This is a genomic window from Pseudoxanthomonas sp. SL93 (assembly GCF_026625825.1).
Taxonomy (GTDB): domain Bacteria; phylum Pseudomonadota; class Gammaproteobacteria; order Xanthomonadales; family Xanthomonadaceae; genus Pseudoxanthomonas_A.
Genome location: NZ_CP113065.1, coordinates 389,127 through 402,028, shown reverse-complemented (window position 1 = coordinate 402,028; position 12,902 = coordinate 389,127). Strand labels below are relative to the sequence as shown.

The following is a 12,902-nucleotide window of genomic DNA, read 5'->3' as shown; positions in this document are numbered from 1 at the left end:
AGGGCTGACGTGGCCATCACCCGCACCATCCTGCTGACCGGCTTCCAGCCCTTCGGCGGGGAACAGCAAAACCCCAGCTGGCAAGCCGTTGCTTCCTTGCATGGCACGCGCATCGCCGGGCATCGCGTGGTGGCGCGTGAATTGCCGGTTGCGTTCGGAGAATCGCTGAAGGTGCTGCGCGGCGCGCTGCGCGAAACACGCCCGACGCTGGCGGTCTGCGTGGGCCAGGCCGGCGGGCGCGCGCAGATCTCGCTGGAACGCGTCGCGATCAACGTGGACGACGCACGCATCCCCGACAACGCAGGCAGGCAGCCGGTGGATGTCCCCGTGGTGGCCGGCGGGCCGGCGGCCTACTTCACCACGCTGCCGATCAAGGCGATGCGGCAGGCGCTGCAGGAAGCAGGATTCCCCGCCGAAATTTCGCAGACCGCGGGCACGTTCGTCTGCAACCACGTGTTCTACGGCCTGATGCATGCGCTGCGCGCGCAGCGTCAGGTCCGCGCCGGCTTCATCCACCTTCCCTATTCGCCCGCGCAGGCCGCACGCCATCCAGGCGCCCCCAGCCTTGCGGTGGAAACGGCGACGGCTGCGCTCCGCATCGCGTTGCAGGCCGCGCTGCGCGTGCGCGGGGACGCGCGCCTGCCGGGCGGCGCGGAACACTGATCAGCGCGACACGACCACCCGTGTACCCGCAATCAGGTCGTGCAGGCAGCGGCGGTCGTCGCGGAAGATCATCAGCACGTCCACCAGCACATAGATCGAGCCCAGGCACGGGATGTTGGCGATAGCATGGGTCGGCAGGTAGCGTTTCAACAGCAGGTCGACCAGCGACGGCTGGCGTCCCTGCAGGTCGACGATCCTGATCGACAGCAGTTTCTTGCCCCACGTTTGCGCGGTGGCATGCAACGGGTAGCCCTGCACCAGCACGAACAACACGAAGCCGATGGCCGCCCACAACAGGGTGGTGCCCAGCGGCATCAAGCCGAAGCCACCCGAGCGCCCGGCCTCGAACGCGGCCTCCCAGTAGCCGCCCATGAACATCAACGGCACCATGATGACCAGCATCATGGCGCCATCAATCAGGGCGGCGGCGAGTCGCGCCCAGCGGTCGGCCAGGTCGGTCTGCAGGGGCGGTGGTGCCAAGTCGGCGCGGGGCGCGAGGTAGGGTTCGTCGGGCAGTGGCGGTGTCGCCATGGCGTGGCTTTCCTGGAAGGCGGAGGCGAAGGAATCAGGTGCGCGGCAGCGTCACGCCGGTCTGGCCCTGGTACTTGCCGCCACGGTCCTTGTAGCTGGTCTCGCAGACATCGTCGGCATCGGACTGGAAGAACAGCATCTGCGCCACGCCTTCATTGGCGTAGATGCGCGCCGGCAGCGGCGTGGTGTTGCTGAACTCCAGCGTCACGTGGCCTTCCCACTCCGGCTCCAGCGGGGTCACGTTGACGATGATGCCGCAGCGCGCGTAGGTGCTCTTGCCCAGGCACACCACCAACGTGTCGCGCGGGATGCGGAAGAACTCCACCGTGCGCGCCAGCGCGAAGCTGTTGGGCGGGATGATGCACTCGTCGGCCACCACGTCCACGAAACTCTTCGGATCGAAGTGCTTCGGGTCGACGATGGTGGAGTTGATGTTGGTGAACACCTTGAACTCGCGCGAACAGCGCACGTCGTAGCCGTAGCTGGAAGTGCCGTAGCTGACGATGCGCTCGCCGTTGATTTGCTTCACCTGCCCCGGCTCGAACGGTTCGATCATGCCCTGCTGTTCGGCCATGCGGCGGATCCAACGGTCGCTCTTGATGCTCATGCAATTCCTGGTCTGGGGGAACGGTAGCCGCGCAGCGGTGCGCGCGGCGGACGGGGAATTGTAGGACGGGCCCCGGCCCGCCGTCTGCCGCTGGCGGCTACACCAGCGACGATGCGATGGGGACGGATGCCCGCGGCCGCAGCGCCAGCGTGGCGGCCATCACCCGTGCGGTCTGCCGGTACGCCTGAGCCGCCGCCGAATCCGGCGCGGCCACCACGACCGGCTGGCCGGCGTCGGCCTGCTCCCGGATCGTGATGTCCAGGGGGAGCGAGCCCAGCAGCGGCACGCCGTACTGCGCGGCCATCCGCTCGCCGCCGCCCTGGCCGAACAGATGCTCCACGTGCCCGCAGTTCGAGCAGGTATGCACGGCCATGTTCTCGATGATGCCCAGCACGGGCACTTCCACCTTTTCGAACATCTTCAGCGCCTTCTTGGCGTCCAGCGTGGCGATGTCCTGTGGCGTGGTCACGATGACGGCACCCGCCACCGGGATCTTCTGCGCCAGCGTCAGCTGGATGTCGCCGGTACCGGGCGGCAGGTCGATCAGCAGGTAGTCCAGGTCCCCCCACAGGGTGTCGGTGAACAACTGGGTCAGCGCCGAGGTCGCCATGGGTCCCCGCCAGATCATCGGCGTGTCCTGGTCCACCAGCAGGCCGATGGACATCGCTTCCACCCCGAACGCCCGCATCGGCTCGATGGACTTGTTGTCAGGGCTGTCCGGCCGCCCGCTCAGGCCGAGCATGGCCGGGATGCTGGGGCCATAGACATCGGCATCCAGTACGCCCACGCGGGCGCCTTCCGCCGCCAGCGCCAGCGCCAGATTCACGGCGGTGGTCGACTTGCCTACGCCGCCCTTGCCAGACCCGACGGCAATGACGTTGCGGACGCGGGGCAGCGGCGACAGGCTGCCCTGAACCGCATGCGCCGCCACCCGGGAGACCAGCGAGAAGCTGGCCAGCGATTGTCCTTCAGTCGCCAGCCGCTCCCTGACCACCGCCTCCAGCCCTGCCACCAGCCCCTGCGCAGGGAAACCGGTCGACACCGTCACCGCGACCCCACCCGGGCCAGAACTGACGGTCCACGTAGCGGCTTTGTTCAGGAAAGCAGGGAGACCCGGGAGAGTGATTTGAGACAGAGTTGGCACATTCACGCGCGAAACGGTCCTTTTTTTGATACGTACGTCACATTTTATAAAGTAACGCCAGTAACATTTTTGTGTGTTATGGGCAGCCCCGTTAATCCCGTGTTAACGTCGGGACACAAGGGACGCTTACGTGCGGTTGGACTGAGGGACCAGTCCATGGGGGCCGCATCCATTGACAGTTTAGGGGATTCACCACATGTCAGTTCGCAATAACCATGCGCCCCGGCGCAGCCGCCTGAGTGCGGCCCTGATCAGTGCCATCACACTCGCCTCGGCAGGTTCTGCGTTCGCGCAGGAAACCTCTCCGGCACCAGGATCGTCCGCCTCGCAGTCCACCACCCTGGACAAGGTCGTGGTTACTGGCTCGCGCATCAAGCGCGCAGAAATTGAAGGCCCGGCTCCCGTCACCGTCATCACCGCTGAAGATATCGAGAAGCAGGGCTTCTCCACCGTCTATGACGCGCTGAACACCCTGACCGAGTTCACCGGCTCGGTGCAGAACGAACTGAACCAGAACGGCTTCACTCCCAATGCCAGCTTCCTGAACCTGCGTGGCCTGGGTCCCGGTTACCAATTGATCCTCGTTAACGGTCGTCGTACTGCGGACTATCCGCTGCCGTACAACAGCCAATCCAATGCGGTCAACCTGGCGAACATTCCCGCTGCGGCCATCGAGCGCATCGAAGTGCTGTCCGGCGGCGCCTCGGCCATCTACGGCTCCGACGCGGTGGCCGGCGTGGTCAACATCATCATGAAGTCGAACTACGAAGGGGATCTGCTCACCGTCCGGGGTGGCACCACGACACGCGGCGGCGGCGACAGTGCGCGCTTCCAGTGGGTGGGAGGAAAGACCGGCGACAACTGGAGCGTGACGTATGCCGCTGAATATCTGAATCGTGAAGAGATTTTCGCGTCCCAACGCGACTTCATGGATTCGTATCGCGATGACCCGTCCGTGGAGCCGGAGGATGCACTCGCCGTAGTCGGCATCCGACTGCGTGACCGCCTCATCGGGACGGGGCTGAGCTCCTACATCTACCCGGCTGGCGAGAATGCGGCTTCCACCTGCGCCCGCTTCAGCGAATTCGAGCTTGAGTCGCGCGGTACCTGCGGCTACTTCGGCTATCCCGCCACACAGCAGATCCGCAACTCCGACGAAAACCTCAGCGGCTACGCCTATGCCACGTATGATTTCGACAACGGCATGCAGGCGTTCGCCCAGTTGAGCGCCTCATCTGCGGACGCGAAGATCGCTTCGTCGACCCAGTTCTGGCAGTCCGGCCTGGTCTATGACCCGACCCTGGATACCATCCTGGATTCGCAGCGCATCTTCACTCCGGATGAACTGGGCGGCTTGGGCGCACAGCAGACGACCATCAAGGAGCGCTCGTTTGATCTGGCGTTTGGTCTGCGCGGCACGGTTTTCAATGACCGGTTCGACTGGGAAGCGACCTTTTCCCACGCCGAGTACAACCTGAAGGTTGCCCAGCCGCGTTTCCTGGAAAACAGGATCAACGAGTACTTCATGGGACCTGCGACGGGTCAGCTGGATCCGTACTTCGGCGCCTACCCTGTCGTTAATTTCAATATCGACCGGTATTTCAGCCCGTTGGGTGCTGAAACCTACCAGTCATTGATCACGACGGTCAGGACTGACGCTGACTCCGAAGTTTCCCAAGGTTCGTTCGTTTTCTCCGGCGATTTGTTCGAGCTGCCGGCGGGTGCGGTTGGTATGGCCGCGACGCTGGAAGCCGCGCGCCAGAGTTATGACCTCGAGAATGATCCCCGCATTTCGCCCAGCTATAACGGCCCGGAACCTATCTACAATCTGACTGGTACCGGCGGTGGTGGCGAACGTGATCGTTACGCTCTGGGCGTAGAGTTCAGCATTCCTGTCTTCGAAACCCTCAAGATGAACCTGGCAGGCCGTTACGACAAGTACGATGACGTAACCAATGTCGATGGCGCGTTCACCTGGTCGGCGGGTCTGGAATATCGCCCGATCGATAGCCTGCTATTCCGTGGCAGTTACGCAACCAGTTTCCGTGCACCGGACATGCACTATGTCTTCGCACAGGAATCTGGCTTCTTCACAACCGTGCTGGATGAATACCGCTGCCGTCGCGACGGACTGGACCCGACCGAGGCCGGCGGCGACTGCTCGACTCCTGCCTATACCTATAGCGTCTTCGGTACCCGCCAAGGCAGCACGGAGCTGGAGGAAGAAGAGGGATCGTCGGCGAGCATCGGTTTCGTCTGGGACGTCACGGACAGCATGTCGGTCAGCGTGGATGCCTACCGCATCAAGCTTGAAGGTGCCGTCAGCGATATCGCACCGAGCTACTTGCTGCGCGAAGAAGCCGCGTGCTTGCTCGGCACCGATCGCAACGGCAACGTGGTGGATGGCAATTCGAGCTCGTGTGAGTTCTTCACAAGCCTCGTGACTCGCTTGGGCGTTGACCAGATCAACGATGACGAAATCGACTCCTACCTGTCTTACCCCTTCAACCAGTCAATGCTGGAAACCTCGGGTATCGATGCGAAATGGCGCTACGCGCTGGATACAGATCGCCTGGGCCAGTTCAATTTCGGCATCGGTTGGACCCACGTGCTGAAGCTGGAAGAGCAGGAGTTCCCGGGTGATGAGATCCGCAACATCCGCGACGATCTGCAGTTCTTCAATTTCCGCAGCCGTGTCAACTGGGAAGTGAACTGGGAACTGGACGATTGGAATGTCAACGTCAATGGTTACCGTTGGGGTTCGCTGCCCAATTGGGAAGAGACCGGACGCATTGGCTCCTACGTGATCTGGAATACGCAGGTATCCAAGAAGATCACGGACAAGGTCACGGTGGGCCTGGCCATCAACAACGTGCTGGATGAGCTGGCACCTGAAGACGATAGCTTCAATACCTATCCGTTCTTCTGGCGCGCCTATAGCCCGATCGGTCGCGAAGTGTTCGTTAACTTCAGCTACAAGTTCAACTGACCCGTCGCATAGGAAAGAAGGGACCCGGCGGAAACGCCGGGTCTTTTTTTGCCTGAACGTTCAGCCGCCCTCTCTTCCATACCCCACCGGATGCGGTATAAAGAGGCCGTCCCGCCGGCGTCTGGCCGGGGGGTTCCGGACCACTGTCCCTGGGAGGGGAATATGCGCAAGACACTGATGGCTGCCTGCCTGGCCGCCCCGCTGATGATCCTGTCGATGTCGGCGTCCGCCGCCGATGCGGTGGGTCGCTGGAAGACCATCGACAGCGACACGGGCAAGCCCAAGTCCATCGTCGAGATCACCCGCGCCGCCAATGGCACGCTGACCGGACGGATCATCGAGCTGCTGAACCCCAGCAAGCCGAATCCGCTCTGCGACAAGTGCAAGGACGACCGCAAGAACAAGCCCATCACCGGCATGGAGATCATCCGCGGGATGAAGGCCGACGGCGCCAACGCGTGGAGCGGCGGCACCATCCTGAAGCCCGACGAGGGCAAGGTGTACAAGTCGAAGATGGAACTGATCGAGGGCGGCAAGAAGCTGGAGGTGTCCGGCTGCATCGCCTTCATCTGCAAGTCGCAGACGTGGCTGCGCCAGTAATACCCGTCACAGCGCATCATCCGACGGGCCCGGCATCGCCGGGCCCGTTGCGTTTCAGGGATCCGCGGGGCGCCGGACGGTCCATGCGATAATCGCCATCCCCCCGCACGAAGTCCGCCATGAGCCGCACCGCCCTCGTCACCAATGCCCTGCCCTACGCCAACGGGCCGCTCCACCTCGGTCACCTGGTCGGTTACATCCAGGGCGACATCTGGGTGCGGGCGCGGCGGATGCGGGGCGATACGGTGTTCTTCGTCTGTGCCGACGACACCCATGGCACGCCGATCATGCTGGCGGCCGAGAAGGCCGGCGTGACGCCCGAGGACTTCATCGCCAACATCCAGGCCAGCCACGAGCGCGACTTCGCCGCCTTCGGCGTGGCGTTCGACCACTACGACTCCACCAACTCGGTCGCCAACCGCGAACTGACCGAAGAGTTCTATGCGCGGCTGGACGCAGGTGGCCACATCGCGCGGCGCAGCGTGTCGCAGTTCTACGACCCGGCCAAGGGCATGTTCCTGCCGGACCGTTACATCAAGGGCATCTGCCCCAACTGCGGATCCGCCGACCAGTACGGCGACAACTGCGAAGTCTGCGGCGCCACCTACGCGCCCACCGAACTGAAAGAACCGAAGTCGGTGCTGTCCGGCGCCACACCGGAGGTCCGCGATTCGGAGCACTACTTCTTCGAAGTCGGACGCTTCGAGTCGTTCCTGCGCGAATGGCTGGCCGGTGACGTGGCGCTGCCGGGCGTGAAGGCCAAACTGATGGAGTGGCTGGATGCGGAAGGCGGGCTGCGTGCGTGGGACATTTCCCGTGACGCCCCCTACTTCGGCTTCGAGATCCCCGGGGCGCCCGGCAAGTATTTCTATGTCTGGCTGGACGCGCCCATCGGCTACCTGAGCAGCTTCCGCACGCTGTGCGCGCGACTGGGCGTGGATTTCGATCCGTACCTGAGGGCCGGCACCGATACCGAACTGCACCACTTCATCGGCAAGGACATCGTCAACTTCCACGGCCTGTTCTGGCCCGCCGTGCTGCACGGCGTGGGCCTGCGCGCACCCACCCGCCTGCATGTCAACGGCTACCTGACGGTCGATGGCGCCAAGATGTCCAAGTCGCGTGGCACCTTCATCATGGCGCGCACGTACCTGGACGTGGGGCTGGAACCGGAAGCGCTGCGTTACTATTACGCCGCGAAATCCTCCGGCGGCGTCGACGATCTCGACCTGAACCTGGGCGACTTCATCGCCCGCGTGAACGCGGACCTGGTCGGCAAGTTCGTCAACCTGGCCAGCCGTTGCGCCGGCTTCATCGAGAAGCGCTTCGACGGCCGCCTGGCCGATGCCCTGCCCGATCCGGCCATGTACCAGCGTTTCGTCGAAGCGCTGCAACCCATCCAGGACGCCTACGAGCGCAACGACGCCGCAGCCGCGCTGCGCCTGACCATGGCGCTGGCGGACGAAGCCAACAAGTACATCGACGAGAGAAAGCCCTGGGTGATCGCCAAGCAGCCTGGTGCCGACGCCGAATTGCAGGCGGTCTGCACGCAGGGCCTGAACCTGTTCCGGATCCTCGCGGCCGCACTCAAGCCCGTGCTGCCCCGGACCAGTGCCGAGGCCGACGCGTTCCTCAGCGCGCCGGTGGTGATGTGGCGCGATGTCGCTGCGCCGCTGCAGGGGCACACGATCCAGGCGTACTCGCCGCTGTTCACCCGTATCGACCCGAAACTGATCGACGCCATGACCGAAGCCTCCAAGGACACCCTCGCCGCCGCGCCTGCCGCGACCCCCGCCAGCAAGGCCGTGGCCGCCAAGCCTGCCGAAGCGCAGACCCCCGGCGACAGCGCCTTCATCGGCATGGATGACTTCGCCAAGCTCGACCTTCGCATCGGCAAGGTACTGGTGTGCGAATTCGTGGAGGGTTCGGACAAACTGCTGCGCTTCGAACTGGATGCGGGCGAACTGGGGAAGCGACAGATCTTCTCCGGCATCCGCGCCAGCTACGCCGAACCGGAAAAGCTAGTCGGCCGCAACGTGGTGTTCATCGCCAACCTCGCGCCGCGCAAGATGCGCTTCGGCACCAGCGAAGGCATGATCCTGTCGGCGGGGTTCGATGGCGGCGCGCTCGCGCTGCTTGACGCGGACTCCGGCGCCCAGGCCGGCATGCCGGTGCGCTGACGCACGCAGCGATGCCCACGGCGATGACCGCCGACCTCGTCGAGCGCCTCGACCGCATCCTCCCGCAGACGCAGTGCGGACAGTGCGGTTTCGACGGCTGCCTGCCGTATGCGCAGGCCATGGCGCGCGGCGACGCTGGCGTGGACCACTGCCCGCCAGGCGGTGACGCCGGCGCCCGGGCTCTTGCGCGCGTGCTGGGCGTACCCGCCCTGCCCTACGACCGCAACCGCGGTGTCCACCGGCAGGCGGAAGTCGCCATGATCGTGGAGGCGGACTGCATCGGCTGCACCAAGTGCATCCAGGCCTGTCCGGTGGACGCGATCATCGGCGGCGCGAAGCAGATGCATGTGGTGATCGACCCGCTGTGCACCGGCTGCGGATTGTGCGTGCCCGCATGCCCGGTGGACTGCATCGTCATGCAGCCCTCAGGCATCGCCTAGAGCAGGCGGAGTGCCTGCCGCACCCGCTTACCTGGCTCCCGCCTTGCAGGCCGAGCACACGCGTTCGACCGTGTAGCCCTGCGCACGCAGCTTCTCGACCACGCCATCCTTGCCGAGCAGATGCAGCGCGCCCACCACCACCAGCGTGTCATCCGATGACGGCTCGGTCAGGCGCTGCCTGATCTTCGGCACCCAGGCGTCGTTGCGGTCCACGTTGATGCGCTGGTAGAGACGCGGATACTCGCGTTTCATGTCGGCCGCCATGCCGTTCCACAGCCCCTCGGCGTCACCGCGACGCCACGACTCGTGAAGGCGCTCGGTTTCCAGCGAACCCTTCTCTGCCTGTTCCAGCGACTCCGCGATGAGTTGGCGTTGCTCGACCGCATCCATGCCATCCAGCACGCCGATCTGGTCCTGCGCACGCTCCAGTCCGGCGGTGGGCTTGCCGGCGGCCCGCGCCTTTTCCATGAAGTGGTTGTCCAGCCCCAGTTTCGGGTCGAGCCCCTGCTTGGTCATTTCCATGATGCTGATGGTCATGCCCATGAACCAGGGCTCGAACATCGCGAAACTCGCCAGCGGCAGGCCGTTCCTGTCGGCCCACGCCTGCAGGCGTGTCCAGGTGGCGGCATCCAGATCCTGCTGCAAGGTCTTGCCATCGGTGCGCAATGCGGCCTGCATCATCAGCTGGGGCATGGCAGGCGATTGCATTTCCTCAGGCGAGACTTCGAACATCACCCGCTCGGCATCGGCGAACGCGGCGTCGACATCCTTCGACAAGGGATAGTCGCTGGGCTTGAGCAGATGGAACGAGCCCAACAGGTACACGGCGTTGTCGGCGTCCGATACCTTCCACAGCAGCGGCACCGGAATCTCGGCCGGCTTGGCGGTGTCTGCCGTGGCGGTGGCGGCCGTGGCCAGCAGGCAGCCAAGCAGGACGGGCTTGAACGGGTTGCGCAGGTTCATCGTCCTCTCCATGGTCACAATACCTTGATGGGCTTGGCGTAGGTTTTTTCACCGGCGTCCACCCGCAGGTCCAGGCGGTTCTCGGCCGGCGGCAACGGGCACGTGGCGTATGGCGTGAACACGCAGGGCGGGTTGTAGGCGCGGTTAAAGTCCAGCACCACCTTGCCGTTCACCGGCGCGGCGGCGTCCAGGAAACGGCCCGCCGGATAGCTGCCATGGCCGCTGGTGCGGTCGGCCAGCACGAAGAACAGCGGCCCCCCTGCCTGGCCCAACGCTTCCAGCCGGTACGGCTTGCCGTCACGCTCGAACTCGACCGCACCGGGATTGGGCGACTCGGTGGCCACGCCGATCACGTCGATGATGGTGAGTGTCTTGCCGGGCGGGTGTGGAATGAAACGTCCTTCGATGCGCCAGTTCTCATCTGCCGGCCAGTAGTCCAGTCCGACGAATTTGATGCGCGACTCCGCATCGGCATGCTTGACGCGCAGCGCATGGCGTCCGCCACGCTCGATCAGCGACAACGCACCCTTGCCTTCATCGAAGCCGATCACGCCGGGGCTGGCGTCGCGGTCGCTCTGCAGTTCAACGCGGCCGGTGACGGGTTCGCCATTCAGGGTCACTGCCACGCCACTCTCAGGCGTGAAGAAGATGCGCCCGTCCCGTTGCGCCACCATGCCCAGCTTCGGCGGACCCACTAGCAGCTTGATGCCGCTGGATGGGCCATTGCCGATGAAATGCGATTTCAGTTCGATCCAGTGCAGGCCCACCAGGCTGGTCCAGCCGTCGGGCGCCACCAGCTCGAGCTTGCGCTGTTCGCGCCAGGTCGCGTTGTCGGCGAGAAAACGCGCATCCATCACCTTGCCGGTGCGGTTGTCGTCTTCACCTGCCTGCTGGCAACCCGCCAGCGCGGCCATCAGCATGGCCATCCCCAGCCACGCAGTCTTCATCCCCATGTCAACGTCCTCGCAGGAACCAGCGGTCGATCTCGTTCAATGAAAAGCGCGCCCAGGTTGGGCGGCCATGGTTGCACTGGCCCGAGCGCTCGGTGATTTCCATCTCGCGCAGCAGCGCATTCATCTCCGGCACGGTAAGGCGGCGGTTGGCGCGCACCGCACCGTGGCAGGCCATCGTGGACAGCAGTTCATCGCGGGCGGCCGCCACGCGACGCGTCTGGCCATGCTCGCGCAGGTCGGCCAGCACATCGCGCAGCAGGGCCTCGGGCTCCGCGCCCGAGAGCAACGCCGGTACGCTGCGCACGGTCAGGGATTGCGGACCGTTGCGGGTCACGTCGAAACCCAAGGCCGCCAGCGTGTCGGCTTCGCGTTCGGCCACTTCGGCCTCGCGCTCGGCGACCGCCAGCGCCAGCGGCACCAGCAGCGGCTGCGAACGCAGGCCCATGCCGTCATGCGCGGACTTGAGCTTTTCGTAACCGATGCGTTCGTGCGCCGCGTGCATGTCGACCACGATCAGGCCGTCGGCGTTCTCCGCCAGGATGTAGATGCCATGCAGCTGGGCAATGGCGAAACCGAGCGGCGGGATGCCGTCGGGGTCGTGCGCCGGCAGCGGCGTGGGCACGGGCGCCGGATACAGGGCGTCGCTCGCAGTAAACGAGCCCGACGCAGGCGGGGCGGCATACAGCGCCGCGTAGGCCGCCGGCGCTTCCGCCACGCTCAAGCCGAGGGGTGACTGCTGCGTGGGCATCCATGCGGAAGGCACGGCAGGACCGGATGGCGATGCGAAAGGCGACGCACTCTCCTGCGCAGCCACGCCCGCGCGTGTTTCCGCCAAGGCCTCGTGCAGCGTGCGATAGACGAAGTCGTGCACCAGCCGCGTGTCGCGGAAACGCACTTCGTGCTTGGCCGGGTGCACGTTGACGTCCACGCGCGTGGGATCGATCTCCAGGAACAGCACATAGGCAGGCTGGCGGCCATGGAACAGGACATCCTGGTAGGCCATCTTCACGCCATGCGCGATGTTGCGGTCACGCACGGAACGGCCATTGACATAGACGTACTGCTGGTCCGCGCTGGCACGCGAATAGCTGGGCTGCGCGATCCAGCCGTGCAGTCGCAGGCCGGCCGCGGCGTGGTCCACGCGCAATGCACTGCGGGCGAAGTCCTCGCCGAGGGTTTCGTTCAGGCGCGCCAGCGATTCCAGTTCGTCCGCCTTGTAGCGGCGCGACGGGCGTCCGTTGTGCGAGACGCGCAGCTCGATGTCCGGGCGCGCGAGCGCGAGCGAGCGCAGCCATTCCTCGATGTGGCCCATCTCGGTGCGTTCCGCACGCAGGAACTTGCGCCGCGCCGGCACGTTGTAGAACAGCTCGCGCACCTCCACGGTGGTGCCGATGGCATGCGGCTTCGGCACGGCATTGCCCACCCTGCCGCCTTCGACCTGCAGGGAGGTGCCATGCTCGTCGTCGGCACGACGCGACGTCAGCGAGAAACGGCTGACCGAGGCGATGGAAGGCAGGGCTTCGCCGCGGAAGCCCAGCGTGGTCACGGCTTCCAGGTCATCCAGCGATGCGATCTTGCTGGTGGCGTGGCGCGACACCGCCAGCGGCAACTCGTCCGGTGCGATGCCGCTGCCGTCGTCGCGGATGCGGATCAGCCGCACACCGCCTTCCTCGAGATCGATGTCGATGCGGCGTGCACCGGCATCCAGCGCGTTTTCCACCAGTTCCTTGACGACGGACGCAGGACGTTCGACGACTTCGCCCGCGGCGATCTGGTTGATGAGGGTGTCAGGCAGCTGGCGGATCGGCACGTTCGGGCGGCGCAGGTGCGCC

General features: G+C 65.0%; 11 protein-coding genes. 5 read left to right on the top strand and 6 right to left on the bottom strand.

Annotated elements, in window-relative coordinates; translation table 11 throughout:
* Positions 1-9: 9 nt before the first annotated feature.
* Positions 10-663: a pyroglutamyl-peptidase I gene (pcp, locus tag OVA13_RS01825; RefSeq protein ID WP_267792129.1), complete on the top strand. Its 654-nt coding sequence runs from the start codon at positions 10-12 to the stop codon at positions 661-663.
* Here the strand turns inward: pcp and OVA13_RS01820 are convergent, their stop codons facing one another.
* The 3 genes from OVA13_RS01820 to apbC form a co-directional block, all read right to left on the bottom strand.
* The gene (locus OVA13_RS01820; protein ID WP_267792128.1) at positions 664-1,194 is read right to left on the bottom strand and encodes an RDD family protein; all 531 of its coding nucleotides are present in this window, start codon (positions 1,192-1,194) and stop codon (positions 664-666) included.
* A gap of 34 nt (positions 1,195-1,228) precedes the next feature.
* Complete coding sequence (dcd, locus tag OVA13_RS01815) at positions 1,229-1,801, bottom strand: dCTP deaminase (protein ID WP_267792127.1); 573 nt, start codon at positions 1,799-1,801, stop codon at positions 1,229-1,231.
* A 97-nt stretch (positions 1,802-1,898) separates the two neighbouring features.
* A complete protein-coding gene (apbC, locus tag OVA13_RS01810; RefSeq protein ID WP_267793603.1) occupies positions 1,899-2,744 on the bottom strand; it encodes an iron-sulfur cluster carrier protein ApbC in 846 nt (281 codons plus the stop codon).
* A gap of 397 nt (positions 2,745-3,141) precedes the next feature.
* Between apbC and OVA13_RS01805 the strand changes: the two genes are divergently transcribed.
* The 4 genes from OVA13_RS01805 (at position 3,142) to rnfB (ending at position 9,154) form a co-directional block, all read left to right on the top strand.
* Complete coding sequence (locus OVA13_RS01805; protein ID WP_267792126.1) at positions 3,142-5,934, top strand: TonB-dependent receptor plug domain-containing protein; 2,793 nt, start codon at positions 3,142-3,144, stop codon at positions 5,932-5,934.
* A 162-nt stretch (positions 5,935-6,096) separates the two neighbouring features.
* The gene (locus OVA13_RS01800; RefSeq protein WP_267792125.1) at positions 6,097-6,534 is read left to right on the top strand and encodes a DUF2147 domain-containing protein; all 438 of its coding nucleotides are present in this window, start codon (positions 6,097-6,099) and stop codon (positions 6,532-6,534) included.
* Between the two features lie 119 nt (positions 6,535-6,653).
* The gene (metG, locus tag OVA13_RS01795) at positions 6,654-8,714 is read left to right on the top strand and encodes a methionine--tRNA ligase (protein WP_267792124.1); all 2,061 of its coding nucleotides are present in this window, start codon (positions 6,654-6,656) and stop codon (positions 8,712-8,714) included.
* A 23-nt stretch (positions 8,715-8,737) separates the two neighbouring features.
* Positions 8,738-9,154, top strand: a complete 417-nt coding sequence (gene rnfB, locus OVA13_RS01790) for an Rnf electron transport complex subunit RnfB (protein ID WP_267792123.1) — start codon at positions 8,738-8,740, stop codon at positions 9,152-9,154.
* A 27-nt stretch (positions 9,155-9,181) separates the two neighbouring features.
* Here the strand turns inward: rnfB and OVA13_RS01785 are convergent, their stop codons facing one another.
* The 3 genes from OVA13_RS01785 to mutL are packed head-to-tail and all read right to left on the bottom strand — an operon-like array spanning position 9,182 to position 12,880.
* Positions 9,182-10,117: a TraB/GumN family protein gene (locus OVA13_RS01785; RefSeq protein ID WP_267792122.1), complete on the bottom strand. Its 936-nt coding sequence runs from the start codon at positions 10,115-10,117 to the stop codon at positions 9,182-9,184.
* A gap of 14 nt (positions 10,118-10,131) precedes the next feature.
* Positions 10,132-11,031 carry a DUF1684 domain-containing protein gene (locus tag OVA13_RS01780; RefSeq protein ID WP_267793602.1) on the bottom strand — a complete coding sequence of 300 codons (900 nt, stop codon included), beginning with the start codon at positions 11,029-11,031 and terminating at the stop codon, positions 10,132-10,134.
* A 40-nt stretch (positions 11,032-11,071) separates the two neighbouring features.
* Entirely contained in the window at positions 11,072-12,880 is a 1,809-nt protein-coding gene (gene mutL, locus OVA13_RS01775; protein WP_267792121.1) for a DNA mismatch repair endonuclease MutL, read from the bottom strand.
* Between the last annotated feature and the right edge of the window lie 22 nt (positions 12,881-12,902).